This is a genomic window from Mycobacterium sp., from assembly GCF_004298145.1.
Lineage (GTDB): Bacteria > Actinomycetota > Actinomycetes > Mycobacteriales > Mycobacteriaceae > Mycobacterium.
Genome location: NZ_SCRH01000016.1, coordinates 1 through 26,163 on the forward strand (window position 1 = coordinate 1; position 26,163 = coordinate 26,163).

The window sequence follows — 26,163 nt, forward strand, 5'->3', positions numbered from 1 at the left end:
GATCGCCACTGGCCAGATGGCGGCGACCCGCTGCGCCCGGCTACACCGCGCTGGCGATCGCCACTGGCCAGATGGCGGCGACCCGCTGCGCCCGGCTACACCGCGCTGGCGATCGCCACTAACAGGCGTCTTGGAGGTCGTTGGGGATCGGGTCGCCCGGCCCACCGCCTTCGGCGCGGGCCAGCAGGTCGGCGGTTTGCGCGTCGAACGGCGCCGAGTACGACATGTCCGCCCCGCAGCCACCGCGCTCGAGACCGCCGATCAGCCCGGTGAGCGTCGTACCGCTGACCCATGGCGCACCGCTGGTGCCGTCCACCAGACCTTCGCATGCCAGCGCGGGGAACCCGCTGTCGCTGACCGACGTGCTGCCCTGGCACCCGATGGGCGACCCACCCACGCCGACCGGATACCCCAGCACCGTGACGCGGCTGCCCGGCGGGGGCGTCACACCCAGCGTCAGCGCCAAACCGACACGTGACTCGACGTCGGCGCCGGCGTCGTTGCTGACCCGCGCGATCGCGTAGTCGGCGTGCGGATCCTTGCTGGCGGTCCAGCGCGGATCGAGATAGACCGCGTCCGCCTTCCACAAATCGGTGGGAGCGGGCGCGGCGTCGCCGGCGAAGCCGGGAACGAAGGTGATCAGCGACGCTCCGGCCAAGCAATGCGCCGCGGTCATGATCAGGTCCCCGCCCGTCGAATGCACCACCGAACCGGTGCAAACGTGAAGCGGCCCACCATCAAGGAAGATCGCCCCGATGCGCCGATCCGGCTCCATCGGACCCGCGACCGCCCGCTGTTCGGGCTGGCTGAGCCGCTGCACCGGCCCACCGACCCGCGGAGCCGACACCGGGGCACCCGACACATGCTCGACGGGCCGGTGACACGACGTCAGCGACGTCGCCACCCCCACCACCGAGCAGAGCATCAGGATCCGAATGCGCATCGCCTTCATCATGCCCGACGGTGAGGTGGCGATCCGACTTCCACACAACGCGGTGCGCCGAGGGTTTGCTGGCACACCGGCGGGGCCCCGGATATGTTCTCTGCGGATGCCGTCCGAGAATTATCGTGTTTTCGGTTGTCACGCGGACCCGGATTCGCTGTTCGATATTGGTGCCGCCTGATTCGGGGGACACTTGGTAGGGCACCCTGGAGAGACCCTCGAGAGGAGGCGATCGGCGATGGCTCACCATCAAGACCCAGGTGATCAGTACCAACCGGGGCAGCCCGGCATGTACGAGCTGGAGCTGCCGCCGCCGCAGCTGTCGACGTCCGATGGCCGCGGCCCCGTGTTGGTGCACGCCCTGGAGGGCTTTTCCGACGCCGGTCATGCCATCCGGCTGGCGGCCTCGCACCTCAAGGCGGCGCTGGATACCGAGCTGGTCGCGTCCTTCGCGATCGACGAATTGCTGGACTACCGCTCACGACGGCCGCTGATGACCTTCAAGACCGATCACTTCACCCACTATGACGATCCGGAGCTGAGCCTGTACGCGTTGCGCGACACCGTCGGCACCCCGTTTCTGTTGCTGGCGGGGATGGAACCGGATCTCAAGTGGGAGCGCTTCATTACCGCGGTACGCCTGCTGGCCGAACGCCTCGGCGTGCGCCAGACCATCGGCCTGGGCACCGTCCCGATGGCGGTTCCGCACACGCGGCCGACCACCATGACCGCACACTCCAACAACCCGGAGTTGATCGCCAATTTCCAGCCGTGGATCGCGGAGATCCAGGTCCCCGGCAGCGCCTCCAACCTGCTGGAATACCGGATGGGCCAGCATGGCCATGAAGTGGTCGGCTACACCGTGCACGTTCCGCACTACCTCACACAGACCGATTACCCGGCCGCCGCCCAGGCGTTACTCGAGCAGGTCGCCGAGACCGCGTCGCTGGAGCTACCGCTGACGGCGTTGACCGAAGCGGCAGAGGTGATTCGGGGCAAGATCGACGAGCAGGTCGAAGCGAGCGCGGAAGTCGCCCAGGTGGTGGCCGCGCTGGAGCGTCAGTACGATGCCTTCATCGACGCTCAGGAGAACAGATCGTTACTATCGCGTGACGAAGATCTGCCGAGTGGCGACGAGCTGGGCGCAGAGTTCGAGCGATTTCTGGCCCAGCAGGCGGAGAAGAAGTTCGACGACGACGATCAGGCCTGACCCCGGCCGAAACCCCCAGCCACACCGCCCTTAGCCCGGCCCGACAGCAAGGTTGGCGATATGACCGAGCGGAAGCGCAAGAACAGGCTCCGCCCGGTGCGTGAAGTGACCGCACCCAAACTCGAGTTCCGCACCATCCATGGTTACCGGCGCGCGTACCGCATCGCCGGCTCCGGGCCGGCGATCCTGCTGATCCACGGTATCGGCGACAACTCCACCACGTGGAATGCCGTGCAAGCCAAGCTCGCCCAGCGCTTCACGGTCATCGCCCCGGACCTGCTGGGCCACGGCCAATCCGACAAACCGCGCGCCGACTACTCGATCGCGGCATACGCCAACGGGATGCGGGACCTGCTCAGCGTGCTCGATATCGAGCGGGTGACCATCGTCGGTCATTCGCTGGGCGGCGGTGTGGCCATGCAATTCGCCTACCAGTTCCCGCATTTGGTGGAGCGGTTGATACTGGTCGGCGCCGGCGGCGTGACGAAGGATGTCAACTTCGTCTTGCGGTGGGCTTCGCTGCCGATGGGCAGCGAAGCCATCGCGTTGCTGCGCCTACCGCTGGTACTGCCGGCGGTTCAGATCGTGGGCCGCGTCCTGGGCGCGGCGTTGGGCAGCACCGGCCTGGGCCGGGACCTGCCCAACGTGCTGCGGATCCTTGATGACCTGCCGGAACCGACGGCGTCAGCGGCATTCAGCCGAACGCTGCGAGCGGTGGTGGATTGGCGCGGGCAGATCGTCACCATGCTCGACCGATGTTATTTGACCGAAGCCATTCCGGTGCAGATCGTCTGGGGCACCAAGGATGTGGTGGTTCCGGTCCGGCACGCGCGGCTGGCCCATGCCGCGATGCCTGGTTCACGCCTCGAAATCTTCGAGGGCTCCGGCCACTTTCCCTTTCACGACGACCCGGCCCGCTTCATCGACGTCGTGGAGCGCTTTATCGACTCCACCGACCCCGCCGAATACGATCAGGCCGCCCTGCGCGCACTGCTGCGCACCGGCGGCGGCGAGCAGGCCGTCACCGGCCCGGCCCACACCCGCGTCGCCGTTCTCAACGCCATGGGGTCCGACGAACGCAGCGCCACCTGATTCCACCTTGATCGAAGCGGCCGGATTCGGGGCCGTACAGTCGGGCCATGGGTATCGACGTCACGGTGTTGCGGGTGTTCAGCGATTCGGACGGCAATTTCGGCAATCCGCTCGGGGTGGTGGATGCCGGCCAGGTCCAAGTCGCGGACCGGCAGCGGCTGGCAACCCAATTGGGTTACAGCGAAACGGTTTTCGTTGACCTTCCGGCCGCGGGCTCCTCGACCGCGCACGCCACCATTTACACGCCCCGAACGCAGCTCCCGTTCGCCGGGCACCCGACCGTCGGCGCCTCGTGGTGGCTGCGGGAGAACGGTTCGCCGATCAACACGTTGCAGATACCCGCGGGGATCGTGCAGGTCGGGCTACGACGAACACCGCACCCGCATCAGCGCACCCGCGGAATGGGCGCCTGAGTTCGCCCTGCACGAATTCGGTTCCGCCGACGAGGTTCTCGCTGCCGACCCGACGGACTTTCCCGACGACACGGCGCACTACCTGTGGGCCTGGACCGACCGGGCCGCCGGGTCGGTGCGTGTCCGCATGTTCGCCGCCAACCTCGGTGTGCCCGAGGACGAGGCGACCGGTTCGGCCGCGATGCGGATCACCGACTACCTGAGCCAAAACCTGCGGATCACCCAGGGCAACGGCTCCGTCATCGAAACCACCTGGAGCGCCGAGGGCTGGGTCGGGGTGGCCGGACGGGTGGTCAACGACGGTGTGCGACATCTGGACTGACAACCGGCCGCGCCGTCGGCGAACGCTCAGCGCTGCCGGTGCAACACCGCGGCGAGGTGGTCCTGCAGCGGCTGCCCGACCGCACTCATCTGTACCGAGTAGGAAAGCTCATCGCCGTCGATGCGGAAGGAACGCCCCAGTCCCGTCACCTCTTTGGCGGTGGGAGTCAGGCCGACCGCCGTGGTGGACATCTGCATCTCGATGAGGTCACCGGTGACCGAATAGGTGCCGACTTCGATTTCGGTGATGCCGCTCGGATGGGCCAGCACCAGTTCGAGGTGGCCCGGTCGCGGCACGCGAAGGTATCCCGTCTCGGCGTGTAACGGCTTGTCGTCGGCTACCGCCTTGGTCTTCTGGGCATAGGCCAGAAACGGTTTGCCGACATGGGCGAACGTGACCTCTTCGAAATAGTCGAAGGGCTCGATCGTCGGGTATTTGCCCGCACCCTGGCCGACCCAGGTGCCGAGGAGCGGGGCCAACGCCGCGAGGTCGGGATGCAAGTCAACGGGCATACCCCAGAGCCTAGCGGGGTGACGTGACCCGGCCCGGAGACGTCCGTCAGCCGGGAGTCGCCACTCCGCGGTGCTCACGAAGCGCCTGGATCTCGCGCTCGAAGTCGTCCGCGGACTCGAAGGAGCGATACACGGAGGCGAATCGCAGGTAAGCCACCTCGTCGAGGTCACGCAACGGCCCCAGGATGGCCAGGCCCACCTCGTGACTGGGAACCTCCGGTGAGGCCGCGGCGCGCACGGTGTCTTCGACCTGCTGGGCCAGCAGGTTCAGCGCGTCGTCATCCACCTGACGGCCCTGGCAGGCCCGGCGGACTCCGCTGATGAGCTTTTCCCTGCTGAAAGGCTCGGTGACGCCGCTGCGCTTGACCACGGCCAGGACGGCGGTTTCCACGGTGGTGAAACGCCGTCCACACTCGGGGCACGATCGTCGGCGCCGGATGGCCTGGCCTTCATCGGTTTCCCGCGAGTCGATCACCCGGGAATCCGGATGACGGCAGAAGGGACAGTGCATGACCGCTCCTTCACCGTGCCGGCAATCAGGTATCGCAGGACTTCGAGCGTACCTGTGCACTGATCTGCACGGCTAACAGAGCCGCGGTGTGCAGGTGCTCACCGCGTGTGCCGGAGGCCTGGTGGGCCGGAGCCGTTGCCGCACAACGGCCGTCAGCCGATCGGAGCGATCAGCGTTTGGCCCGCGATCAGTGTCGGCGAGTTCAGGTCGTTGAGCTCACGGATGCGGTCGGCCACCTGGGCGGCCGGTGCGTCGGGCGCCACGCGATGAGCGACATCGGAAAGCGACTCCCCCGCGTCAACCCGGACGACGGCGAGCCGGTCCGGAACGTGGGCGGCCGCACTCGTCGAGTCACCGTTGAGTACCTGCCCGACGTTCGCGACGAGCCCCAGCCACAAGGTGATCGCCCCGGCCACCAACGCCAGCCCGACCGTCGTCGCCCAGGTGACCGAGCGCCTGCGGTGCGGAGCGACAGACATCGCCACGCCGGTGCCGTAGTAGCGCGTCGCCGCGCCCGCCGGCCGCGAGGGCGCGGGCCTGCGGGAGCGGGCCAGCCCGTCCCCGCCGTAACGGACGCCCTGCACCGGTCCGTTGATCGGGCGCCGAAGGCTGCTGGTACGCGGCGCAAGCGTATGGATGACTGTCATCTGTTCCTCCGGTCAACTAGCTCTCGCTCGTGTGTTCGACTCTAATCGCTTGTGTGTTCGAAACCCGAACATTTGAGCGAAGCGTGTCACACGAGCAAAACGCTAGAGCACACCACCGACAACTCCGTCGGCCTCTACCACTGTCACGGGGCACAAATACCCGGTCGCGGCAAGAGTTACACATTTGTGATTTGGCCGATGGCGACGCTTTTCCGGCGCAGGCACTCCGGGCGACACGCTAGTCGAACACATGTTTGATTCTTGTCGGCGGTGCGGCTACATTCAGTGGCATGGGTGACAGCAACGACATTTCCCCGAACGAGACCGGCCCGAGCCGAGTGGAGCGCCGGTTGCACTCCGTGGATTCCGCGCTGACCGAACGGCAACGCACCATTTTGAATGTCATTCGCGCCTCGGTGACCAACCGCGGCTACCCCCCGAGCATCAGGGAGATCGGCGACGCCGTCGGTCTGACGTCGACGTCCTCGGTTGCCCACCAGCTGCGCACCCTGGAACGCAAGGGCTATTTACGCCGCGACCCCAACCGCCCACGGGCAGTCGACGTCCGCGGCGCCGACGACGACATCGCGGCGCCTGCCACCGAGGTGGCCGGTTCGGATGCCTTGCCGGAACCCACGTTCGTCCCGGTTCTCGGGCGGATCGCGGCCGGTGGACCCATCCTCGCCGAAGAGGCCGTCGAAGATGTTTTCCCGCTGCCGCGTGAGCTGGTCGGCGAGGGCACGCTCTTCCTGCTCAAAGTGGTGGGTGATTCGATGATCGAGGCCGCGATCTGTGACGGCGACTGGGTGGTGGTGCGCCAGCAGAACGTCGCCGACAACGGTGACATCGTCGCGGCGATGCTGGACGGTGAAGCCACCGTCAAGACGTTCAAGCGCGCCGGCGGTCAGGTGTGGCTGATGCCGCACAACCCGGCGTTCGACCCCATCCCCGGCAACGAAGCGACCGTGCTGGGCAAAGTTGTCACGATCATCCGCAAGGTGTAGCTCTTTACGGCGCGAGCCGGGCTAGTCAGCCCTGGTGAAGCCGTTCGCCAAAGCGACCTCTTCGCTCGACAACCAAATCTCGGGGAGCGTGTCCTGATACAGATCGCTGCCCGGCGTGTAATACAGGCCGTAACGAGCGCTCGCCTTGATCGGGTACCCGTCGGGCGCCTGGTACGGGTCGTCAAGCGGCAGATGGATTGTCGGCCGCCCGTCCGGGCCGGCCAGCCCGTTTCCCGAGCCGTCCTCCGCATCCGCGGCGGCGTGCCGACCGACGGATCGCTGTGCCGCCCCGGCCGCCGCGACGAAACCGGCGGCCTCTGACAGGTCGGTCTCCGCGGCGACGTCTTCCGCGGGTTCGGCTTCCGGCGCCGCGACGTCGGGATACTCGTCCTCGGGTGCGGCGGCTTCCAGGGCGCCGGTCACCGCGTCACTGTCGGGCGGCGTGTGCGGAACGGCGACGTCGGGATACTCGTCCTCCGCGTAGCCGGCCTCCGCGTAATCGGCGTCGACGTAGGCGGCGTCATCCGCGGTCTCGGACTCGGCGACCTCGGGAACGGCGTCGGTGTAGTCGGTGTAATCGGCATCGGGATAGTCGGCCTCCGACAGCATCTCCGCCGAGACGACGGGGATGGAGTCGGTGTCGATCGCGTCGGGGTCTTCCTCCTCGAACCCGTACTCACTCTCCGTCGGAACCTGACGCTGCCAGCTGACCCGCGCGGTGGCCCCGGCGTCCGGCGCCTGCTCAGGTTCGGGCGGCTCGCCGAGTGCGAGATACTCGGTCGCGAGGTCGGGATCTTCCTGTCCCCAGTGCGCGTCGGCCGCGTCGTAGCCGTGGTCGGGCGCGTAGCCGGCGGCATCGTCCGGCCCGCGGCGACGCCGGCGCCATGCGAACAGCACCCACACCAACACCGCCAGCAGCACCAGGACCGGAATGGCGGCCAACCACCACCACGAATGCCAGCCGAACTTCTTGGCAGCATGTGACGGCTGGGCCGAAATGCTCGGCTGGTTCTGGCCCGACACCTGCAGACCGGACAGCAACGGTGCCAGGTTGGACGGATCCGTGCTGAACGTGTTCTTCGCCCGGTTCCAGGAAACCTTGCCGCCGGTGAACTGCTGCGAAATTACGTCGCCGTCCACGGCCTGGTCGCCGACCGGCGCGCCCAGCTTGCCGGCCGGACCGCGAAGCTTGTCCCACGCGGCCTTCATCGCCCCGCGCACGACGAACGCGCCGTGGTCGGCGGTCCGGAAGATCACCGGCTTATCGGCGGCCGAGAAGGTGCAGATCCGGCTGGAAGGCCCGATTCCGCCGTCGCTTTCGTTGGTGATGGGGAATCCGAGATCGCTGCCGACGGGTCCGCCCAGCGACTCGTATTTGGCCAGAATGTCGCTCTCGAGGGCGTTCGCGCCCGTAGCCGGAGTGAAGAACACCTTGCCGCCGGCGAAGTTCTGGACGATTCCGTCACCGCCGATGGGATTTTGCCCGCCCTGCTTGGCACCCAACGGCCCATTGGGTCCCCCGGCCGCGCGCCAGGCCATGTTGATGGCCGCGGTGGGATCGATCGCGACCTGCAGGCCCTTCAATTGGTCGGCCAACGCCGGCGGTTCGGTGGTGAACTGCTTCGTCTGCCGGTTCCACGAGACCTGGCCGCCGCTGAATTTCTGCGAGGACACCTCGCCGTTGTAGGTCTCGTCACCGACCGGCACGCCGAGCACCCCGCCCGAGCTGCCCAGCTTGTCCCAGGCGGAGTTGATCGCACCGCGCACCACGTACGGGCCGTGCTCGGGCGTCCAGAAAATGACCGGCTTGTCGGTAGCCGCGAACGTGAGCACGCGGCTGTCGGGACCCGCCAGGCCCGGCACTTCGTTGATGGCCGGGAAACCCAGATCGCTGCCGGCCGGCCCGCCCAGCATCTCGTATTTCTCCAGGATGGGTCCGTAGGCGAATTTGGCACCGGTGGCCGGGGTGAAGAACATTTTGCCGCCGTCGAAGTCCAGGGCGAAACCATCCGCGGCGGGGTAGACATCACCCTTGCGGGCGCCGAGCGGTGACGTGTCGCCGCCGGCCTTTTCCCACGCGGCCATCATCGCCGCTTCGGCGTCGCCTATCGGACTCGCCGTCGCGACGGGTGCCAGCAATACGGCGGCTAGTGCTGTGGTCGTCAGGCTGACCAGCGCGCTTCCGATCAGCTTGCGGATGTGACCTCGTTGCACCTTCACCAAGCCTTTCAGCCGACGGATATGGCTCTATCTGCGGCTATGCCCTTACCTGCATAACCGGCGAGCGGGCCGAAGTTTCGCGGGGAATGGACCCGCTTACGATCCGCCTTATCGCCGGGCTCGCATAACTTTGCTCCAGCCAACAAGAAATGCGAAGTCAAATTACGAATTCTACAAAAACGGATACCACACCGATGTCGAAATGATGCCGGGCCACGGCCGAATCGCGACCATCCATGCCACCATCCGCACAGGGTTACGAATATCGCACAGAAAACCGACCGGAACCGATCATCGAGCAAGGCTTCCGGACTGCCGAGTCGCGCCGAAGAATTGCGCCCGTCGAGGTTGCTGGCGCGCCAGGAGCCGTCATCGGCGGCGCGATCGAGGGCCTGACGATGCGTCATGACGCGCTCGGCGCACCGGTGACACATGCGCCGACGCCACGTCGGCCGTTGACTCTTTCAACGATCTAGGCCGCGGTGCGTCGCGTTTGGGCGAAAAGTCAATGCCGCTACCCGGCATGGCGTTCGGGACTGGACGGGCATCCAGCAATCGAAAAGCTATACCCCGAGGCTGCGGCCGATGATTTCCTTCATGATCTCGGTCGTGCCGCCGTAGATCGTTTGCACCCGAGCATCCAGATAGGCACGGGCGACGGGGTATTCACGCATATAGCCGTAGCCGCCGTGCAGTTGCAGACAGCGGTCAATGAGGTGCACCTGCTTTTCGGTGCAGTACCACTTGGCCATTGCGGCCTGTTCGGCCGTCAGCTTGTGGTCCAGGTGCAAGCGGACGAATTCGTCGACCATCACGCGCACCACGGTCGCCTCTGTCGCCAGCTCGGCGAGCACGAAGCGGCTGTTCTGGAAGCTGCCGATCGGCTTGCCAAATGCCTTGCGCTCCTTGGTGTATTGCAGCGTCTGCTCCAGCACCTGCTCCATCGCCGCGGCCGCCATGATGGCGATCGAAATCCGTTCCTGCGGCAGATTCTGCATGAGGTAGATGAACCCCATGCCCTCCTGACCCAGCAGGTTTTCGGCCGGCACCTTGACATCGGTGAAGGACAACTCGGCCGTGTCCTGCGCGTCCAGTCCGATCTTGTCCAGGTGTCGTCCGCGCTCGAAGCCTTCCATGCCGCGCTCGACGGCGAGCAGGGAAAAGCCCTGCGCCCCCTTTTCCGGATCGGTCTGCGCTACCACGATCACCAGATCCGAGTTGATTCCGTTGGTGATGAACGTCTTTGATCCGTTGAGCACGTAATGGTCACCCTGCTTGACCGCGCGGGTCTTGATGCCCTGCAGGTCGCTGCCGGTGCCCGGCTCGGTCATCGCGATCGCCGTGATCAGCTCTCCGGTGCAGAATTTCGGCAACCAGCGCTGCTTCTGCTCCTCGGTGGCCAGGGCCAAAAGGTACGGCGCCACGATGTCGTTGTGCAGGCCGAAACCGATACCGCTGTAGCGGCCGGCGGTGGTCTCCTCGGTGATGATCGTGTTGTACCGGAAATCCGGGTTGCCCCCGCCGCCGTACTCTTCGGGCACCGCCATGCCGAGGAAGCCCTGCTTGCCGGCCTCGAGCCACACGCCGCGGTCGACGATCTTCGCCTTCTCCCACTCGTCGTGGTGGGGCGCGACATGGCGCTCGAGGAACCCTCGGTAGGACTCGCGGAACAGTTCGTGCTCTGACTCGAAAAGAGTGCGCTGGTATTTGATGGCGCTGCTCATGGACGACCTCCGGCGACTGGGATTTCTGCAGCCCAACATATATCAACCGGACGGTTGGTCGGCAGCTGGGCGGGGGTGCCGATGGGCTCGAGTAGCCCTGGGCTGCGGGAATCGATTACGCGCGGCTACGCCCGCCCGCTCAGTGGGCGGTGAATTCGCGCAGGCGGCCGGCCAGCGCCACGGGAACCCGGGCCTTGATCCGGGTGCCCTCGGCGTTGTGCTCCTCCTGCTGGACGCGCCCATCGGCGTGCAGACGGGCCACCAGGTCCCCGCGGTGGTACGGGATCACCACGTCCACGGCGGTGTCGGCGGGAACGGCCAGTTCGGAAATCCGCCGGCGCAGGGCGTCGATGCCGTCGCCGGTACGCGCGGACACGAACACCGCGTCCGGTAGCGCATGACGGAGCTTGGCCAGCGTCAAATCGCTTGCGGCGTCGACTTTGTTCACCACCAGCAGCTCGGGTGGCGGCGCGCTGTCGTGGTCGGAGATGACGTCGGAGACCACCTGCCGGACCGCATTGATCTGCGCGAGAGGGTTGGCGTCGGAGCCGTCGACGACGTGCACCAGCAAGTCGGCGTCGACGACCTCCTCCAACGTGGAGCGGAAGGCCTCGACGAGTTGGGTGGGCAGATGCCGGACGAAGCCGACGGTATCGGTGAGCACGAAAGACCGACCGTCTTCGAACTCCGCGCGCCGGGTGGTGGGCTCCAGGGTGGCGAACAACGCGTCCTGCACCAGCACCCCCGCTCCGGTGAGCGCGTTGAGCAGGCTCGACTTGCCGGCGTTGGTGTAGCCGACGATGGCGATCGAAGGCACGTCGCTGTGCAACCGGCGGCTGCGCTGGGTGTCGCGGACCTGCTTCATATCCCTGATCTCGCGGCGCAGCTTGGCCATCCGCTCGCGGATGCGGCGCCGGTCGGTCTCGATCTTGGTTTCACCGGGGCCGCGCAGGCCCACCCCTCCCCCGCTGCCGCCCGCACGACCACCGGCCTGCCGCGACATCGACTCACCCCAACCGCGCAGCCGCGGCAGCATGTATTCCATCTGGGCCAGCGACACCTGCGCTTTGCCCTCCCGGCTGGTGGCGTGTTGGGCGAAGATGTCCAGGATCAGCGCGGTGCGGTCGATGACCTTGACCTTCACGGCCTTTTCCAGCGCGGTCAGCTGCGCCGGGGACAGTTCACCGTCGCAGATGACGGTGTCGGCGCCGGTCGCCAGCACCACCTCGCGGAGTTCGGCGGCCTTACCCGAACCGATGTAGGTGGAGGGGTCGGGCTTGTCGCGGCGCTGGATGAGCCCTTCGAGCACCTGGGAGCCGGCGGTTTCGGCCAGGGCCGCCAGTTCGGCCATGCTGGCCTGGCTGTCCGCGGCGGTGCCGTCGGTCCACACGCCCACCAGGACGACCCGTTCGAGCCGAAGCTGGCGGTACTCGACCTCGGTGACGTCGGCGAGTTCGGTCGACAGACCGGCGACGCGGCGCAGCGCCGACCGATCCTCGAGGGCGAGTTCGCCCGTACTTGGCTCCGTGACCGTCGGAGCGTGATCGCGAAATTCGGGATGTGTCATAGGCAATAAGAGATGATGCACGCAAAGTTGGTGTCGTGCATCTGAATTAACACCACTGTTCGCGCCACCATTCCTCGCTGATTTCTCCCTGGGCCACCAGTACCGACGGCCCCCGCAGGTGGCTGGTGGCATCGGTGATGGTGACGACGACCTCGCCGCCCGGCACCCGAACGGTCAGCGTGCCGGTGTCCGCGCCGGTGCCGGCCAGCGCGGCGACCGCGGCCGCCACCGTTCCGGTGCCACACGAGCGTGTTTCGCCCACTCCCCGCTCGTGCACTCGCATGTGCACCGCCCCGTCCGCCGGTGCGGTGAGGATCTCGACGTTCACCCCGTCCGGGAATTGTGCGGCGTCGAACGTCACCGGCGCGGCGACGTCCAGCGCCGCCAACGCGTCAATGGTCAGCTCGGGGTCGACACAGGCCAAGTGGGGATTGCCCACATCGATCGCCAAGCCGGAAAACCGCCGGCCCCCGACCGTCACGTCGAAGGCGTCTGACCCGCTGCCCAGCCTGTTGGCCTTGCCCATGTCGACGCTGATGTCGGCGGTGGTCGCGTCGACGCGATGCACGGTGACCGGCCGGGGACCGGCCAGCGACCCGACCACGAAATCGTCGCTGCCCTCCAGCCCGCTGACGCGCAGGTAGTGCGCGAAGACCCGCACGCCGTTGCCACACATCTGGGCGATGGAACCGTCCGCGTTGCGGTAGTCCATGTACCAGTCGTCGGCGGCGACGCCGTCGGGCAGCCGGTCGAGCACGCCGGCCGAGGCGGCGGCGCCGGCGGTGGTGACCCGCAGCACCCCGTCGGCGCCCAGCCCGCGTCGCCGGTCGCAAAGCGCGGCCACCCGCGACTCGGTCAGGCTCAGCGCGGCCTGCTCGTCGGGCAGCACCACAAAGTCGTTCTGGGTGCCGTGGCCCTTTGCGAATTTCACCTGTTCAGGATACGTGGCGCCACGCCCGCACCGCGCCGTCGACGAGGCCGGTGCGATCGGCGGCGTCGAGCCAGCGCACCCGGTGGTCACGGCGAAACCACGACCGCTGCCGCCGCACATAGCGCCGGGTGCCCACGAAGGTCTGCTCCCGCGCCTCGCGCAGCCGATCCGGTCCACCGCCCGCGTCGAGCGCCGCGATCACCTGCGCGTAGCCCAGGGCGCGCGCGGCGGTGACCCCGTCGCGCAGACCCCACTCGAGCAGCGCGGTGACCTCGCCGACCAGGCCCTGGTCGAACATCGCGTCGGTGCGACTGGCCAGCCGCTCATCGAGAATCGTTGTGTCACAATCTAACCCGATGATGACGGTATCCCACCTCGGTGCGCCGATCTGTGGTGCCGAGGCGGCGAACGGCTGGCCGGTCAGCTCCACCACTTCCAGGGCCCGCACCGTGCGCCGGGCGTCGGTGGGCAGGATCGATGCGGCCGCGGCGGGATCGCGACGGGCCAGCTCGGCGTGCAGCTCGCCCACCCCGATCTCGGCCAGCCGCCGCTCCCAGCGTGCCCGTACCGCGGGATCGGTGGCGGGAAACGACCAGTCGTCGAGCAGCGACTGGATGTAGAGCATGGAGCCGCCCACGATGATCGGCACGGCGCCCGCGGCCGCGATCGCTTCGACGTCCGCCGCGGCGGCGCGCTGATAGCGGGCGACGGTTGCGGTCTCGATGACGTCGAGGACGTCGAGCTGATGATGGGGGATGCCGCGGCGCGCTTCGACGGGCAGCTTGGCGGTCCCGATGTCCATGCCCCGATAGAGCTGCATCGCATCGGCGTTCACGATCTGCGCGCTCAGCCGCTCTGCGACGTCAAGGGCCAACTGCGATTTGCCGGTACCCGTGGGGCCGATGATCGCCAGTGGTCGCACCGCCGCCGTCACAGCTGCCAGGCGCCGGCGAAGTAGCCCACCCCGTAGGGCGCCCCCCGGTAGAGCTCCTTGGCCGATCGCGGTCCCGGCGCGGCCAGCCCGGCGAGCACCTGAAATGCGACCCGCCCCAGGATCTGGTGCGGCAGGCGGATCAGCTCCGTGACGTCGCCGCCGGCCAGCGCGTCGTCGAGGGTCTCTTGCGCGGCGGCGTTGGCCGGGTCGTACCCGCCGGGGGCGGCCGGGGTCAGGGTGTTGGCACCGTCGGCCACGACCAGCACCCCGGTCGGCTCCGGCAGCCGGTCGATCTCGACGCGCAGTTGTTTGCCCCGGCTCAGCGCGGTATCGACGTCGTGGTCGCTGCGGTAGACCCGCACCTGCGCGCTGGCCTGCGGCTGCGCCTGCCCGCGCACCCAGCCGCCCAGCAAGGCGCACACCGGAAGTCCGACCGGTTCGGACACGTCGCCCGTCCGCGGGGACAGCCGGACACGCACGTCCACACCGAAACCCGCGAAGGTTCCCACGGCATCGGGACCAAATTCAGCGTCGGCGGGGCCCGTCCCGATGACCACCCAGCGTTCGGGCAGCAAGGCGGCCGCCGCAAGCGTCGCCGCGGCCAGGTCGGCCACCTCGGCGGCGGCCGCCCCGGCGAGTTCCGGAACCAGCACCGGCGCCGACGGGACGATGGCAATGGCGCTCAACACGCCACCAAACTAACGCGACCGGCCCGGCAAGCCATCAACCAGTGGCGGTTGCAAGGGCGGCAAAGCCGGACGTGGCGGGCCGCCACCATCAACCCAGTGGCGGTCGCAAGGGCGGCAAAGCCGGACGTGGCGTCAGTAGCGGGAGCCGTCGGCGACAACCAGGCGGTCACCGAAGGGGCCGAAGTCGTCCGCGGCGGATGTATCCCGGGACCGTATTTTTCGCGGGGCGCTGCCCCCACCGGGGTCGGTCCGATCGACGGCGGCGGCCTCGCCGCGAGCCAACGCGATCGTCGCGATGATTACCACCGACACGGCGGCGATCAGCACGAACGCCTCGGGGCCGCTGGCATTCACCGTCTCGCCCAGCACCAGCACCCCGAGCAGCCCCGCGACCACCGGCTTCGCCACCGTCATCGTCGGCAGGGACGCGGTCAGCGTGCCGGCGCGGAAGGCCGATTGCTGGAAGATCATCCCGGCCAGGGCCACCAACAGCCACGGCACGAACTCCGGCGACGTCAGCACGCGCATCAAACCGTACTCGGACATCTCGACGACACCCTTGGTCAGCACCGCGAACAACGCCAACGAGGAACCCGCCACGACCGCAAGGAGCACCGCCGCGAAGGGGCCGCCGTTCCAAACTCGCGCCGCCACCACACAACCCACCAGCAGCGGGACCATGATCAAGGCCACGATGATCCAGATCTGCAGCGGAGCCCGCTGATGGCCGGCCGCGGGGTCGCCGACGATGATGACCACCGCCAGCGCGGCGGCCAGGATCATCGCCCACATCCACTCCCGTGCTTTCACCCGATGATGGGCAACCCGCGCGTAGATGGGCAGCGCGAACAACAGCGCGGTCACCTGCAAGGCCGTGACCAGGACGACCGAGCCCCACACCAGGGCCGCGGCCTGCAGGCTGTAATTCGTGACCGCGGCCAGGCCGCCGAGCCACCATCGCGTATCGCGCAGCGACATGCGGAACAGTTCGAGGTGTCCGACCTGTTTGTCGGTGATTTCGTGTGCGGAACGCTGACGGATCACATCGCCGATCGCTGATGCCAGCGCCGCGCACAGGGCAATCAACGCAGCGACATCAACTTTCGACATATCCCGACCCCCCAGCTCACCACCGTCCGACCCAGCTTTCCCCGGGGCGCAAGCAAATACACGCACAGTCTGCATTCAGTTCAACTACAAACCTATGACGATCCACACGTCAGGGCTATGACGCTGCACACGTCGCCGGCTGCGCCGCAGGCGATCATTCGATTATTACTTCAGCAATCTATGTGACAGCTTGGATAACTCTAAGAGAATGTCACAGGCGGCTGTTGCGCGATGGGCCAGCCCCATTCGCTTCGGAGCTCTGAGCACAGCTTGCCGAGGGAATCAGCACCGCGCGGGCCCGCCGTCGACGTCCGGACGGGAATACCAAGGTGGCGGCGCATGGCGGGCCAAGCTGCTTGAATACTGTTAGGCACCTGCTGGGGAAACCTGGATGGGTCATCCGCAGATGCAGGAGACGGTGCCGCTACGCGCGGCAGGCGCGCGGGACATGAACCGCGCGGAAGGTTGCGAAAGGGTAGTGACGAGCGCATGACGGCTGACGAGCCTCGCGACGATTCAGCTCGGCCCGTGCCGCGTCCGGGACCGCGTCCCGGTCCCCGGCCCGCGAGCCCGGGGTCGCGGCCCGCCGCACACCCGGTGGTGGTGCCGCCCCCGCCGAGCAATCCGTACCAATTCGGGCGGGTGGATGACGACGGCACGGTCTGGCTGATCAGCGCCGCCGGCGAGCGCGTCATCGGCTCCTGGCAGGCCGGTGACCGCGAAGCCGCGTTCGCCCACTTCGGCCGGCGGTTCGATGACCTGGCCACCGAGGTCACGCTGATGGAGGAGCGGCTGGCCTCGGGGACCGGTGACGCGCGCAAGATCAAGGCTCACGCGGCCGAGCTGGCCGCGACGCTGCCGACGGCCGCCGTGCTGGGCGATATCGATGCGCTCGCAACCCGGTTGACCGGCATCGCCGAACACGCCGAGGCGACCGTCGCCGCGGACCGCTCGCGGCGCGAGGAGCACCGCGCCACCCAGACCGCCCGCAAGGAGGCGCTGGCCGCCGAGGCCGAGGAGTTGGGCGCCAACTCGACGCAGTGGAAGGCCGCGGGCGACCGGCTGCGCGTGATGCTCGACGAGTGGAAGACCATCAGCGGTCTGGACCGCAAAGTGGACGACGCGTTGTGGAAGCGCTATTCCGCGGCCCGGGAGACCTTCAACCGACGGCGGGGTGCGCATTTCGCCGAGCTGGACCGGGAGCGCTCGGGCATCCGCGAGGCCAAGGAGCGGCTCTGCGAGCGGGCCGAAAAGCTGTCCGATTCGACCGACTGGACGGCCACCAGCGCGGAGTTCCGCAACCTACTCACCGAGTGGAAAGCGGCCGGGCGAGCGACCCGCGAGGTCGACGACGCCCTGTGGCGGCGCTTCAAGGCGGCCCAAGACGTGTTCTTCACCGCCCGCAACGCGGTGACGGCGGAAAAGGACGCGGAGTTCCGCGCCAATGCGACCGCCAAAGAGGCGCTGCTGGCCGAGGCGGAAAAGCTGGACACCAGCAACCACGACACGGCCCGGGCGACGCTGCGCTCGATCACCGAGAAATGGGATGCGATCGGCAAAGTCCCGCGGGAGCGGTCCGCCGAGCTGGAGCGGCGACTGCGCGCGGTCGAGAAGAAGGTGCGCGACGCCGGCGAGGCGGGTTGGTCGGATCCCCAGGCGCAGGCTCGGGCCGAGCAATTCCAGGCCCGCGCCGAGCAATACGAACAGCAGGCTCAGAAGGCCGCCGCGGCGGGCCGGGCCAAGGAAGCCGAAGAGGCCAAAGCCAACGCCGAACAGTGGCGGCAGTGGGCACAGGCGGCCGTCGACGCCCTGTCCCGCAAGTCCTAACGGCCGTCGTCAGATCCGGTACGGCTTTCGGGGCCGTCGGGTGCCGCTGCGGCGGCGGGCGAGGCCGGGTTGCCCAGACCATCCAGCAGCGTGATCGACTGCCGCTGCGCGGCGACGCGCCGGCGCTCCTCCTCGGCGGCGAGTTGCACGATGGTCCGCGACCACACCACACGCGCCCAGTGGTAGGTGAGCAGGAGGACGGTGATCCAGGTGAGGATCAGGCCCCACCCCGGACCCGGGTGCCCCGTGGCGACCGTCTGACGCGACCAGATCGCCAACATTCCGGCGGCGCCCGCGATCGCCGAGCCCACCAGCGCAACCCACGCCAGCGCCCAGCGCCGGGTCACCAGCGCCAGCATCGAAAAGCCCACACCGAACACCAGCGCCAGCCAGGCGAACACCCGCGACGGCAGCGCGACCGCGGCCGCGCCGGCACCGTGGCTTTCGAACAACACGTCCCATCCGCGCACGTCGCCGGTGTGCGGCAGGATGAACGATCCCAGCAGCACGAACACCAGGATCGACACGAAGAAAGCCCTTGGGCCCGGATCGATTCCGCGGGCCACCCGGCGTTCGGCGGCCTCGATCTCGATCCGCAGGGCGCCGAGCTGTATGTCTTCCTTTTTCATCGTGCACATCCCAGGGGTTCGGGCGGCCCGATGGGCGGGCCGACGGCGGGCATACCAAGTCCGATGCCGCGCGGGCGCCGCCCCGCGGCGTGCGCGTCACCCGCCCGGGTGCGGCGATGGGTCAGGATGCCCGCGTCGGCGATGAGGTGGTGGGGCGCGGCCCCGGTGACCACCGTGGTGATGATGTCGCCCGGGCGAGGCCGGGTGTCGGCGGGGTCGTTGGCGGGTTCCCGGACAGCTTCTCCGACAGCTTCTCCGACAGCAAAGTGCACCAGCCGGCCGTCGCGGGCCCGCCCGCTCATCCGCGCGGTGGCCGTGTCCTTGCGTCCTTCACCCGTGGCGACGAGCAGTTCGACGGGCTGCCCGATCAGGGCCTGGTTGCCCCGCAACGAGATCTCCTCCTGCAGTTCGACCAGCCGCTCATAGCGTTCCTGCACAACGGCTTTCGGTACCTGCCCGTCGAGTTCGGCGGCGGGGGTGCCGGGTCGCTTGGAGTACTGGAATGTGAACGCGGCCGAGAACCGGGCCTGGCGCACGACGTCCAGCGTGGCCGCGAAGTCCTCCTCGGTCTCACCGGGAAATCCGACGATCAGATCGGTGGTGATGGCGGCGTGCGGCATGGCGGCCCGGACGCGGTCGATGATGCCGAGGTAGCGCTGCGCGCGATACGAACGCCGCATCGCGCGCAGCACCCGGTCGGAACCGGATTGCAGCGGCATATGCAGGGCGGGACACACATTCGGTGTCTGCGCCATGGCCTCGATGACATCGTCGGTGAATTCCGCCGGATGCGGCGAGGTGAACCGCACCCGTTCCAGCCGGTCGATATCGCCGCAAGCCCGTAGCAACCGCGCGAAGGCGCCGCGATCGCGGGGCAACGCCGAGTCTGCGAAGGACACCCCGTAGGCGTTGACGTTCTGGCCCAGCAGCGTGACCTCGAGCACGCCGTCGTCTACCAGCGAGGCGACCTCGGCGAGGATGTCGTCGGGGCTGCGGTCAACCTGTTTGCCCCGCAGCGACGGCACGATGCAGAACGTGCAGCTGTTGTTGCATCCAACCGAGATGGAAACCCACGCGGCATAGGCGGATTCGCGGGCGCTGGGCAGCGACGACGGAAACTCCTGCAGCGCCTCGGCGATTTCCACCTGGGCGACTTTGTTGTGCCGGGCCCGCTCGAGCAGCGTGGGCAGCGACCCGATGTTGTGCGTGCCGAAGATGACGTCGACCCACGGCGCCTTGCGCAGCAACCCGTCCCGGTCCTTTTGGGCCAGGCAGCCACCGACGGCGATCTGCATCTCGGGATTTTCGCGCTTGCGCGGGGCCAGGTGGCTGAGGTTGCCGTACAGCTTGTTGTCGGCGTTCTCGCGAACCGCGCAGGTGTTGAAGACCACCACATCGGCGTCGGCGCCGTCGGCCGCGCGCTCGTAGCCCGCCGCCTCGAGCAGGCCCGCCAGCCGTTCGGAGTCGTGGACGTTCATCTGGCAGCCGTAGGTGCGGACCTGGTAGGTGCGCGCCGCCGCGGCGTCCGCCGCCACGGCCTCTCGCACCATCGAAGTCACGGGGCCATGGTACGGCGAGTGGTGCCCACGGGATCAACCCGCAGCTAGACTCGGCGGCGCTCCCGTTCAGCGGCCAGTTCCGCCAGGACGACCTCACACGCCAGGTTCTGGCTGTAGCCGCGGCGCGCCAGCATCCCCACCAGCCGGCGAGTCACCCGCGTATCGTCGTCGCTCAGCGTCTCGCGACGCAGCTTGGCCCGGATCAATTGCTCCGCCCGATCCCGCTCGGCGCCGGCATCGATGCCGGCCAGCACGGTGGTGATCACGTCGTTGTCGACGCCCTTGATGTGCAACTCGGCGGCCAAGGCACGCTTGCTTTTCCCGGCGTGCGCCCGGCGGGACCGCACCCACTGGTGGGCGAAGTCGGTGTCATCGATCAGGCCTACGGAGGCCAAGCGGTCGAGCACCCGCTCGCTGACCTCGTCGGGATAGCCACGCTTGGCCAGCCGGCCGCGCAGCTCGGCCCGCGTGCGCGCTCTCGCGGTGAGCAGGCGCAGGCACAGCGCCCGCGCCTGCTCTTCGCGGGAGGGCTCAGAAATCGACGGGGGCGGGCAGGACGCCGTCATCGGACAAGTCATCGGTCACAACCGCGCCAATGCCAAGCTTTTCCTTGATCTTCTTCTCGATCTCGTTGGCCACTTCGCCGTTTTCTACCAGGAAGGTGCGGGCGTTCTCCTTGCCCTGGCCGAGCTGCTCGCCCTCATAGGTGAACCAGGAACCGGACTTGCGGATGAAGCCCTGATCCACACCCATATCGATCAGCGAGCCTTCCCGGCTGATCCCCCGGCCGTAGAGGATGTCGAACTCGGCCTGCTTGAACGGCGGTGCCACCTTGTTCTTGACGATCTTGACCCGGGTGCGGTTGCCGACCGCGTTGGTGCCGTCCTTGAGCGTCTCGATCCGGCGTACGTCCATGCGCACCGAGGCGTAGAACTTCAACGCCTTTCCACCCGTGGTGGTTTCAGGGCTGCCGAACATCACCCCGATCTTCTCGCGCAGCTGGTTGATGAAGATCGCGGTTGTTCCCGAATTACTCAGCGCGCCAGTCATTTTCCGCAGTGCCTGGCTCATCAGCCGGGCCTGTAGACCGACATGGCTGTCCCCCATCTCGCCTTCGAGCTCCGCGCGCGGCACCAGTGCGGCCACCGAGTCGATGACCAGGATGTCCAGGGTGCCGGAGCGGATCAGCATGTCGGCGATCTCAAGGGCCTGCTCCCCCGTGTCCGGCTGGCTGACCAACAGGGAGTCGGTGTCCACGCCGAGTTTTTTGGCGTACTCCGGGTCCAGCGCGTGCTCGGCGTCGATGAAGGCCGCGACGCCGCCGGCGGCCTGGGCGTTGGCCACCGCGTGCAGCGCGACGGTGGTCTTACCCGAGGATTCCGGGCCGTAGATCTCCACGACCCGGCCGCGGGGCAGCCCGCCGATGCCCAAGGCCACGTCCAGTGCGATGGATCCGGTCGGGATGATCGAGATCGGCTGACGCGTCTCGTCGCCGAGACGCATCACCGAGCCTTTGCCGTAGCTCTTTTCGATCTGGGCCATCGCCAGTTCGAGAGCCTTTTCGCGATCGGGGGCTTGCGCCATGGTGCCTCTCCTATAGTCGGTGTTCGTCTGACCGGTATCGGTCGGTTGTCGGTGACACTAGAGAAGGCCACCGACAAGTTGACTGGCCGAACGCTCATCACACTAGCCGAACAGGTGTTCGATTCAAGTCCGACACGCCGATCACCGTCACCGCGTGTGGCAACATCGGGCACCGAAAGGCGTCGACGGGCTTCCGGGCGGATTTCCCCGGGAGGTGGTCGCGAACCAATGGACATCTCCACCGAGCTGGCCGAAACTGCTTCCTACGGAGGTTTTTTCGCGCTGACCGTGGGGGGTGACGCGGCGGGATGGCATCCGGTCAGGCAGTCCTACGACGACGGCTGCGCCGACCTGATCGACGCCACCGTCCGGCGCTACCGCGCGACCGACCGGCGGATCGGCGCCTCACTGGTTCACCTGGCCCACGCCTCCCGGCTGTGGTCACCGGTGCTCGCGTGCGCGCTCGGCCACGGCGTCCTCCCCGACCTCGACGACCTGCAACGCGCCGACGACGGCGCACAGCTACGCCTGCCCAGGCCGCTCGGGAAACCCGCCGATGCACCGGACGCGCTGTATCGCGTCGTGGTGGGCGAGCACCTGCGGCCGCTCGCCGCCGGCCTGCGGGTCAAGCTGGCGCCCGCGCTGCTCGCGGGCAACATCGCCTCCGCGCTGGTGGGGGCCGCGCGGGCGCTGCTGTCGGCGCGGCCCGACCTGCGCTGCGCGATCGTCGAGACGACCCAGTCCCTGTTGGCCACCGGGGTGCTGGCCGGATCCGGTGTCATCACCGGCCCGCAGCTGGGCTTGCGGCGTCACAGCTGCTGCCTTTTCTACCGGCTGCCCACAGGTTCCCTGTGCGGCGACTGCGTCCTGCACCCCACGCGTCGATAGGACCGGTCGTGTCGACGCCCACCTGGGTCGGTCACATGTCCAGCGTCGCCCAGCGCGTTTTGGAGCGCCTCGATGCCGAGCTGTCCGACACGGACGACGCGGGCAGGCCGCGGATGGTGGGCAAGGTGGCCCTGGCGGCGGTCGTGGGCAACGAGGACGGCGCGCACAAAATCGTTGCGGACCTGTTTCAGGCGCTCAATGGCATCGGTTTCTCGATCGCAGCGCAGGGCTGCACCTACTGGAACGGCGAGGTCATGCAGGGCACCGACTACACCGACCTCGACGACGTCCCGGAAGCCGTGGCGTCCGCCACCCGCAATGCGGCCCGCAACGCCGTGCACCTGGCCACCGCGCTGCGGCAAAAACCCTTATCCGGCATACGAATAACGCGCGCGGATCACCACTGCTCTTGGGGCACGTCGAAGTCGGCGCACAGCGCCCGCCAGATGTCGCGGGGCTCGATCCCCTCCTCGATGGCTTGGGCGGCCGTCCGTCCGCCCAAGCCGGTCAGCACGTGATCCACCAACACCGACGAGCCGTAGGTGGTACCAAAACGCAGCACTACCCGCTCGTGAAACTCCGTTAGCCGCACGCCAGTGAACATACCCAGCGGCCATGGATCGGACACTCCGGCGCGAACGCCGGTCACCGCCAGCTGGCCGGTAGATCGATGATGTGGTTGGGGCAGTCCTCCTGGACCGCGATGGACATGATGTCGCGGGCGCGTTGCGCCGACATCGTGGCGCGCAACTGCATGAAGGTGTACTCGACCGGAGCGAGTCCCTGTTCAGCGGCGGCCGGATCGTCCATCAGCTGGCATACCTGCTGCTGCTCGGGGCTGTCGGCGCCCGCGACACCCGTCCCGACCACCGAACCTGCCAGCAGCAAGGCGCCCGCGGCCAACGTCGTGATGATCCTCATTGCGTGCCTCCCGCCGAAGCATAAGACGGCCCGCACGGTGCGCGGCGGATCATTCGGCCACCGCCAGCGCCTCGTGGCACACCCGGACCGGATCGGCGACGTCGGCGATGCCGGCGGCGGCCCGTTGCGCTGCCGCCCGGTAACCGGGCGATACCAGCACGTCGTTGACCGCGGCCACCAACGCGTCGGCGGTCAGCGGCCGAATCAGCCGCGCGCTGCCCTGGCGGACGATCCGGTTGGCGATCTCCCACTGGTCGCCGCCGCCGGGCACGGCCACCAGCGGCACCCCCGCCAGCAGCGTCTTGGCCACCATTCCGTGCCCGCCGCCGCAGATCACCAGGTCGGCGTGCTTCAGCAATTCGGCCTGGCTGCCCAGCCCGACCACCGCCCACGGCGGCACCGTCAGATCCGCTCCGCCGAGCCGCGAGACCACCACCCGCGCCCCCGCCGGCAGCGTGTCCCCCGGCGTCAGGCAGGCCAGCGCGACCTCGGCCAGCCCTTCGGTGCCGGTCAACGCGGTCGACGGCGCGACCACCACCACCGGCCCGGACCCCGCGGGGATTTCCAGCACCCGATCGGTCGGCTCGAAGTGCAGCGGGCCCACCACCACCGCCTCCGGCGGCCAGTCGGGCCGGGGCACCTCGCACGCGGGCAGCGTGGCGATCAGGCGTTGCAGCGGCCCGGGGTCGTCGGCCGGCAATCCGATCTCGGCCCGCACCGCCGCGCGCTGCCGGAGGCCGGCCCGCCAGGAACGCGCGGTGAGCGCGCGCATCGCGGTGTCCCGCAGCCGGCCCCGGATACCGGTGCCCGGCGCCAGCCCACTGCCGATCGGCGGCAGGCCTTTCGACGGCAGGTACAGCGGATGCGGGTTGAGTTCGATCCACGGGATCCCCAACAGCTCGGCGGCCATGCCGCCGCCCGCGGTGATGACGTCGGACACCACCAGGTCAGGTGCCAGTTCGCGTAGCGCGGGCACGTTGAGCACGGCCATCCGCGCGGCGCGCCGGTGGATCCTGGCCCCGGCGTCGACGTCGTCGTCGGTGGCCACCAGCCCGTCCAGCGCGACGGCGTCGATGCCGGCGCCGCGGGCGGTGTCGATCCATTCGGCGCCGGTGAACAGCGTGGGCTCGTCGCCCGCCTCGGCAAAGAGCCGGCACAGCGCGATCGCCGGGAACGAATGCCCGGGATCCGGCCCGGCAACCACGGCGACGCGCATCGCGCTTACCCTGCCACAGCGCCCGGCGGCGACGCTCGCCTACGCTGGCAATATGACCGAGCTGACTGGGACAACCGTGGCGAACACCCGCACGGTCGAAGGATTCCTGAACGCACTGCAGGACGCGGATTACGACGCCGCCGACGCCGCGCTGGCCGACAACCTCGTCTACGAGAACGTCGGCCTGCCCACCATTCATGGCCGCGCCAGGGCCATGAAGCTGTTTCGCCAGATGGAAGGCCGCGCCGCCTTCGAGGTGAAGATCCACCGCATCGCGGCCGATGGCAGCGCGGTGCTCACCGAGCGCTCCGATGCGCTGATCTTCGGCCCCCTGCGGCTGCAGTTCTGGGTGTGCGGCGTGTTCGAGGTCCAGGACGGGCGAATCACGTTGTGGCGGGACTACTTCGACTTCTTCGACATGCTCAAGTCCACCGCGCGCGGTCTGGCGGCGCTGGTGATGCCGTCGCTGAAAGCAACGTTCTGAGCGGCGAAATGACCATGAGGCACGACGCCGGCCGCACGCGGCCGAAGTTCTTTCAGTTCGTCCGCTACTGCTGCGGTGGTCGGCTGCCGGACTCGATGCGCGACTGGGTGCGCAACGATCTGGCCGGCAAGGGTGCGAGCGCCCGGATGATGCGCCGCGTGGCGGTCCCGGCGGTGGCGGTGCTGGCCCCGTTCTGGTTGATCCCGACGACGCTCGAGGTCCACCTGGGCATGACGCTGCCGATTCTCATTCCGTTCGTGTACTTCTCGCACGCGCTGAACAAGGTGTGGCGCCGCCACATGCTGGCCGTGCACAATCTGGACCCCGAGCTGGTCGACGAGCTGGCCCGCAAGCGCGACGCCCACATCCATCGGTCGTACATCGAGCGCTACGGTCCACGTCCGGAGGACTAGCCGGCGCCGCGCAGTCCGCCGAGTTCGTCGAACGCCTGCGCCCAACCGACCAGGCGGTCCGTGGCCCCGGCCAGCTCGTCGCGGTAGCGCTGCGACCCGGTTAGCCCGTCACCGTTCGCCGAGGACACCAATTGCGCTGCGGCGGTGACCATTTCGTTGTATTGGCGAACACCGGCGCTCAGTTGGGCGGTGAACGCGTTGATGGTGGGCACCAGATACGACCGCGACTCCTCGCTCGCCTGCGCCGCCCGCTCCATCGACACGACCTGCGCCGCGGTGGACGCCATCGCCGCGGAGGTTTTGGTGGCGGCCGCGGTCAGGTCGCGAATCTCGGCCGTCGGCAACATCGCGCCCCGCTCCAACACGGCCACCAGCGAGAAAAATCCGCGCTCGGAGGCGCCCAGCGCGTACATGGCGGGGCGCGCCGCCGAACCCGGCGGCGGCAGCCGGCGCGCGTCCGTGGTCCGCGGCACCGGCAGCGGCTCGGACCGCAGCCAGCGGTAGCGCAGCAGCAGCAACGTGGCCGGGATGGCCATGGCCACGGCGACGGCGCCGGTGATTTCCAGCAGCAATGCGAACCACCCCCAGGCCGCGAGCAACATCGTCGCCACCGTCCAGAACACACACCCGGCGGTGAATATCAGCCCCCACCGCAGCGCGCGGCGACGACGGCGCAGCTGCCGTGCCCGCGGATCCGCGGCCGCGCTGATCTTGCGGGCCAGCAGGTCGGAAAGGTCGGCGGCGGTGGCCAATCCGCGGTGCAGCAACGCGCGCCACGGACCGGACCGCGCCGCGTTCACCGCCATGACACCG

Annotated in this window: 26 protein-coding genes and 2 pseudogenes; 9 read left to right on the plus strand and 19 right to left on the minus strand. The window is 68.3% G+C overall.

Translation table 11 applies throughout. The features are described from left to right. Positions 1 to 118 precede the first annotated feature (118 nt). Positions 119 to 955 carry a trypsin-like peptidase domain-containing protein gene (locus EPN51_RS06800; protein ID WP_293039113.1) on the minus strand — a complete coding sequence of 279 codons (837 nt, stop codon included), beginning with the start codon at positions 953 to 955 and terminating at the stop codon, positions 119 to 121. A 226-nt stretch (positions 956 to 1,181) separates the two neighbouring features. On the opposite strand from EPN51_RS06800, the gene EPN51_RS06805 reads away from it, so the two are divergent. The 3 genes and pseudogenes from EPN51_RS06805 (at position 1,182) to EPN51_RS06815 (ending at position 3,980) form a co-directional block, all read left to right on the plus strand. Next, positions 1,182 to 2,153 carry a PAC2 family protein gene (locus tag EPN51_RS06805; RefSeq protein WP_293039021.1) on the plus strand — a complete coding sequence of 324 codons (972 nt, stop codon included), beginning with the start codon at positions 1,182 to 1,184 and terminating at the stop codon, positions 2,151 to 2,153. 60 nt (positions 2,154 to 2,213) lie between these two features. Then, a complete protein-coding gene (locus EPN51_RS06810; protein WP_293039024.1) occupies positions 2,214 to 3,245 on the plus strand; it encodes an alpha/beta hydrolase in 1,032 nt (343 codons plus the stop codon). A gap of 47 nt (positions 3,246 to 3,292) precedes the next feature. Beyond that, positions 3,293 to 3,980: pseudogene (locus EPN51_RS06815) on the plus strand (PhzF family phenazine biosynthesis protein). Between the two features lie 26 nt (positions 3,981 to 4,006). Here EPN51_RS06815 and EPN51_RS06820 read toward each other — a convergent pair. The 3 genes from EPN51_RS06820 to EPN51_RS06830 form a co-directional block, all read right to left on the minus strand. After that, positions 4,007 to 4,492 (minus strand): peroxynitrite isomerase, encoded by a 486-nt coding sequence (locus tag EPN51_RS06820; protein ID WP_293039027.1) that lies wholly within the window; start codon positions 4,490 to 4,492, stop codon positions 4,007 to 4,009. A gap of 46 nt (positions 4,493 to 4,538) precedes the next feature. Beyond that, the gene (gene nrdR / locus EPN51_RS06825) at positions 4,539 to 5,003 is read right to left on the minus strand and encodes a transcriptional regulator NrdR (protein WP_293039030.1); all 465 of its coding nucleotides are present in this window, start codon (positions 5,001 to 5,003) and stop codon (positions 4,539 to 4,541) included. Positions 5,004 to 5,155: 152 nt separating this feature from the next. Next, on the minus strand, positions 5,156 to 5,650 hold the full coding sequence (locus EPN51_RS06830; RefSeq protein WP_293039033.1) for a LysM peptidoglycan-binding domain-containing protein: 495 nt from the start codon (positions 5,648 to 5,650) through the stop codon (positions 5,156 to 5,158). A 290-nt stretch (positions 5,651 to 5,940) separates the two neighbouring features. On the opposite strand from EPN51_RS06830, the gene lexA reads away from it, so the two are divergent. Further along, complete coding sequence (gene lexA / locus EPN51_RS06835) at positions 5,941 to 6,654, plus strand: transcriptional repressor LexA (RefSeq protein ID WP_293039036.1); 714 nt, start codon at positions 5,941 to 5,943, stop codon at positions 6,652 to 6,654. Positions 6,655 to 6,675: 21 nt separating this feature from the next. Here lexA and EPN51_RS06840 read toward each other — a convergent pair whose 3' ends face one another. From EPN51_RS06840 to EPN51_RS06870, 7 genes are all read right to left on the minus strand, one after another. Beyond that, complete coding sequence (locus tag EPN51_RS06840; RefSeq protein ID WP_293039039.1) at positions 6,676 to 8,874, minus strand: hypothetical protein; 2,199 nt, start codon at positions 8,872 to 8,874, stop codon at positions 6,676 to 6,678. 563 nt (positions 8,875 to 9,437) lie between these two features. Then, positions 9,438 to 10,598: an acyl-CoA dehydrogenase family protein gene (locus EPN51_RS06845; RefSeq protein ID WP_293039042.1), complete on the minus strand. Its 1,161-nt coding sequence runs from the start codon at positions 10,596 to 10,598 to the stop codon at positions 9,438 to 9,440. Positions 10,599 to 10,737: 139 nt separating this feature from the next. Further along, positions 10,738 to 12,165: a GTPase HflX gene (gene hflX, locus EPN51_RS06850; protein WP_293039045.1), complete on the minus strand. Its 1,428-nt coding sequence runs from the start codon at positions 12,163 to 12,165 to the stop codon at positions 10,738 to 10,740. 46 nt (positions 12,166 to 12,211) lie between these two features. Beyond that, positions 12,212 to 13,096, minus strand: coding sequence for a diaminopimelate epimerase (dapF, locus tag EPN51_RS06855; protein ID WP_293039048.1), 885 nt, complete (start codon positions 13,094 to 13,096; stop codon positions 12,212 to 12,214). Between the two features lie 4 nt (positions 13,097 to 13,100). Continuing rightward, positions 13,101 to 14,018 (minus strand): tRNA (adenosine(37)-N6)-dimethylallyltransferase MiaA, encoded by a 918-nt coding sequence (gene miaA / locus EPN51_RS06860; protein WP_293039116.1) that lies wholly within the window; start codon positions 14,016 to 14,018, stop codon positions 13,101 to 13,103. 8 nt (positions 14,019 to 14,026) lie between these two features. Further along, positions 14,027 to 14,719, minus strand: a complete 693-nt coding sequence (locus tag EPN51_RS06865) for a hypothetical protein (RefSeq protein ID WP_293039051.1) — start codon at positions 14,717 to 14,719, stop codon at positions 14,027 to 14,029. Positions 14,720 to 14,851: 132 nt separating this feature from the next. Beyond that, the gene (locus EPN51_RS06870) at positions 14,852 to 15,829 is read right to left on the minus strand and encodes a DMT family transporter (RefSeq protein ID WP_293039054.1); all 978 of its coding nucleotides are present in this window, start codon (positions 15,827 to 15,829) and stop codon (positions 14,852 to 14,854) included. Positions 15,830 to 16,318: 489 nt separating this feature from the next. Here EPN51_RS06870 and EPN51_RS06875 point away from each other — a divergent pair, with 489 nt between their 5' ends. Then, positions 16,319 to 17,656 carry a DUF349 domain-containing protein gene (locus tag EPN51_RS06875; RefSeq protein ID WP_293039057.1) on the plus strand — a complete coding sequence of 446 codons (1,338 nt, stop codon included), beginning with the start codon at positions 16,319 to 16,321 and terminating at the stop codon, positions 17,654 to 17,656. Here the strand turns inward: EPN51_RS06875 and EPN51_RS06880 are convergent. Genes EPN51_RS06880 through recA form a run of 4 tightly spaced genes read right to left on the minus strand, consistent with a single transcriptional unit; the run spans position 17,653 to position 21,428 of the window. Beyond that, on the minus strand, positions 17,653 to 18,294 hold the full coding sequence (locus EPN51_RS06880) for a hypothetical protein (RefSeq protein ID WP_293039060.1): 642 nt from the start codon (positions 18,292 to 18,294) through the stop codon (positions 17,653 to 17,655). The two genes, EPN51_RS06875 and EPN51_RS06880, sit on opposite strands and share 4 nt — an antisense overlap. Continuing rightward, entirely contained in the window at positions 18,282 to 19,835 is a 1,554-nt protein-coding gene (gene miaB / locus EPN51_RS06885) for a tRNA (N6-isopentenyl adenosine(37)-C2)-methylthiotransferase MiaB (RefSeq protein WP_293039119.1), read from the minus strand. The genes EPN51_RS06880 and miaB overlap by 13 nt, the downstream gene beginning before the upstream one ends. Before the next feature lie 53 nt (positions 19,836 to 19,888). Beyond that, a complete protein-coding gene (recX, locus tag EPN51_RS06890) occupies positions 19,889 to 20,410 on the minus strand; it encodes a recombination regulator RecX (RefSeq protein WP_293039062.1) in 522 nt (173 codons plus the stop codon). Further along, positions 20,376 to 21,428 carry a recombinase RecA gene (gene recA / locus EPN51_RS06895; protein WP_293039064.1) on the minus strand — a complete coding sequence of 351 codons (1,053 nt, stop codon included), beginning with the start codon at positions 21,426 to 21,428 and terminating at the stop codon, positions 20,376 to 20,378. Before recA ends, recX begins: the two co-directional genes overlap by 35 nt. A 228-nt stretch (positions 21,429 to 21,656) precedes the next feature. Between recA and EPN51_RS06900 the strand changes: the two genes are divergently transcribed. After that, positions 21,657 to 22,316, plus strand: a complete 660-nt coding sequence (locus EPN51_RS06900; protein ID WP_293039066.1) for a (2Fe-2S)-binding protein — start codon at positions 21,657 to 21,659, stop codon at positions 22,314 to 22,316. A 5-nt stretch (positions 22,317 to 22,321) separates the two neighbouring features. Next, positions 22,322 to 22,703 (plus strand): annotated as a pseudogene (locus EPN51_RS06905) (NAD(P)H-dependent oxidoreductase); the annotation flags it as partial. Between the two features lie 10 nt (positions 22,704 to 22,713). Here EPN51_RS06905 and EPN51_RS06910 read toward each other — a convergent pair. From EPN51_RS06910 to EPN51_RS06920, 3 genes are read right to left on the minus strand one after another with little or no spacing between them, the layout of a single operon-like run. Beyond that, on the minus strand, positions 22,714 to 22,920 hold the full coding sequence (locus EPN51_RS06910; protein ID WP_293039068.1) for a DUF3046 domain-containing protein: 207 nt from the start codon (positions 22,918 to 22,920) through the stop codon (positions 22,714 to 22,716). A 41-nt stretch (positions 22,921 to 22,961) separates the two neighbouring features. Continuing rightward, positions 22,962 to 23,237, minus strand: coding sequence for a hypothetical protein (locus EPN51_RS06915; protein WP_293039071.1), 276 nt, complete (start codon positions 23,235 to 23,237; stop codon positions 22,962 to 22,964). A 49-nt stretch (positions 23,238 to 23,286) separates the two neighbouring features. Next, a complete protein-coding gene (locus EPN51_RS06920; RefSeq protein WP_293039074.1) occupies positions 23,287 to 24,453 on the minus strand; it encodes a glycosyltransferase in 1,167 nt (388 codons plus the stop codon). Positions 24,454 to 24,505: 52 nt separating this feature from the next. Here EPN51_RS06920 and EPN51_RS06925 point away from each other — a divergent pair, with 52 nt between their 5' ends. Both EPN51_RS06925 and EPN51_RS06930 read left to right on the plus strand, forming a co-directional pair. Beyond that, complete coding sequence (locus EPN51_RS06925) at positions 24,506 to 24,937, plus strand: limonene-1,2-epoxide hydrolase family protein (RefSeq protein ID WP_293039077.1); 432 nt, start codon at positions 24,506 to 24,508, stop codon at positions 24,935 to 24,937. 14 nt (positions 24,938 to 24,951) lie between these two features. Continuing rightward, positions 24,952 to 25,350 carry a DUF5313 domain-containing protein gene (locus EPN51_RS06930; protein ID WP_293039122.1) on the plus strand — a complete coding sequence of 133 codons (399 nt, stop codon included), beginning with the start codon at positions 24,952 to 24,954 and terminating at the stop codon, positions 25,348 to 25,350. Here the strand turns inward: EPN51_RS06930 and EPN51_RS06935 are convergent. Further along, positions 25,347 to 26,156, minus strand: a complete 810-nt coding sequence (locus EPN51_RS06935) for a hypothetical protein (RefSeq protein ID WP_293039080.1) — start codon at positions 26,154 to 26,156, stop codon at positions 25,347 to 25,349. The two genes, EPN51_RS06930 and EPN51_RS06935, sit on opposite strands and share 4 nt — an antisense overlap. Positions 26,157 to 26,163: the final 7 nt, after the last annotated feature.

What these genes read in the sequence shown, in the direction of transcription:
- EPN51_RS06800 (WP_293039113.1), bottom strand. Translation starts at nt 955, where the DNA reads ATGATGAAGGCGATGCGCATTCGGATCCTGATGCTCTGCTCGGTGGTG.
- EPN51_RS06805 (WP_293039021.1), top strand. Translation starts at nt 1,182, where the DNA reads ATGGCTCACCATCAAGACCCAGGTGATCAGTACCAACCGGGGCAGCCC.
- EPN51_RS06810 (WP_293039024.1), top strand. Translation starts at nt 2,214, where the DNA reads ATGACCGAGCGGAAGCGCAAGAACAGGCTCCGCCCGGTGCGTGAAGTG.
- EPN51_RS06820 (WP_293039027.1), bottom strand. Translation starts at nt 4,492, where the DNA reads ATGCCCGTTGACTTGCATCCCGACCTCGCGGCGTTGGCCCCGCTCCTC.
- nrdR (WP_293039030.1), bottom strand. Translation starts at nt 5,003, where the DNA reads ATGCACTGTCCCTTCTGCCGTCATCCGGATTCCCGGGTGATCGACTCG.
- EPN51_RS06830 (WP_293039033.1), bottom strand. Translation starts at nt 5,650, where the DNA reads ATGACAGTCATCCATACGCTTGCGCCGCGTACCAGCAGCCTTCGGCGC.
- lexA (WP_293039036.1), top strand. Translation starts at nt 5,941, where the DNA reads ATGGGTGACAGCAACGACATTTCCCCGAACGAGACCGGCCCGAGCCGA.
- EPN51_RS06845 (WP_293039042.1), bottom strand. Translation starts at nt 10,598, where the DNA reads ATGAGCAGCGCCATCAAATACCAGCGCACTCTTTTCGAGTCAGAGCAC.
- hflX (WP_293039045.1), bottom strand. Translation starts at nt 12,165, where the DNA reads ATGACACATCCCGAATTTCGCGATCACGCTCCGACGGTCACGGAGCCA.
- EPN51_RS06870 (WP_293039054.1), bottom strand. Translation starts at nt 15,829, where the DNA reads ATGTCGAAAGTTGATGTCGCTGCGTTGATTGCCCTGTGCGCGGCGCTG.
- EPN51_RS06875 (WP_293039057.1), top strand. Translation starts at nt 16,319, where the DNA reads ATGACGGCTGACGAGCCTCGCGACGATTCAGCTCGGCCCGTGCCGCGT.
- EPN51_RS06880 (WP_293039060.1), bottom strand. Translation starts at nt 18,294, where the DNA reads ATGTGCACGATGAAAAAGGAAGACATACAGCTCGGCGCCCTGCGGATC.
- miaB (WP_293039119.1), bottom strand. Translation starts at nt 19,835, where the DNA reads ATGGTGCGAGAGGCCGTGGCGGCGGACGCCGCGGCGGCGCGCACCTAC.
- recX (WP_293039062.1), bottom strand. Translation starts at nt 20,410, where the DNA reads ATGACGGCGTCCTGCCCGCCCCCGTCGATTTCTGAGCCCTCCCGCGAA.
- recA (WP_293039064.1), bottom strand. Translation starts at nt 21,428, where the DNA reads ATGGCGCAAGCCCCCGATCGCGAAAAGGCTCTCGAACTGGCGATGGCC.
- EPN51_RS06900 (WP_293039066.1), top strand. Translation starts at nt 21,657, where the DNA reads ATGGACATCTCCACCGAGCTGGCCGAAACTGCTTCCTACGGAGGTTTT.
- EPN51_RS06910 (WP_293039068.1), bottom strand. Translation starts at nt 22,920, where the DNA reads ATGTTCACTGGCGTGCGGCTAACGGAGTTTCACGAGCGGGTAGTGCTG.
- EPN51_RS06915 (WP_293039071.1), bottom strand. Translation starts at nt 23,237, where the DNA reads ATGAGGATCATCACGACGTTGGCCGCGGGCGCCTTGCTGCTGGCAGGT.
- EPN51_RS06920 (WP_293039074.1), bottom strand. Translation starts at nt 24,453, where the DNA reads ATGCGCGTCGCCGTGGTTGCCGGGCCGGATCCCGGGCATTCGTTCCCG.
- EPN51_RS06925 (WP_293039077.1), top strand. Translation starts at nt 24,506, where the DNA reads ATGACCGAGCTGACTGGGACAACCGTGGCGAACACCCGCACGGTCGAA.
- EPN51_RS06930 (WP_293039122.1), top strand. Translation starts at nt 24,952, where the DNA reads ATGAGGCACGACGCCGGCCGCACGCGGCCGAAGTTCTTTCAGTTCGTC.
- EPN51_RS06935 (WP_293039080.1), bottom strand. Translation starts at nt 26,156, where the DNA reads ATGGCGGTGAACGCGGCGCGGTCCGGTCCGTGGCGCGCGTTGCTGCAC.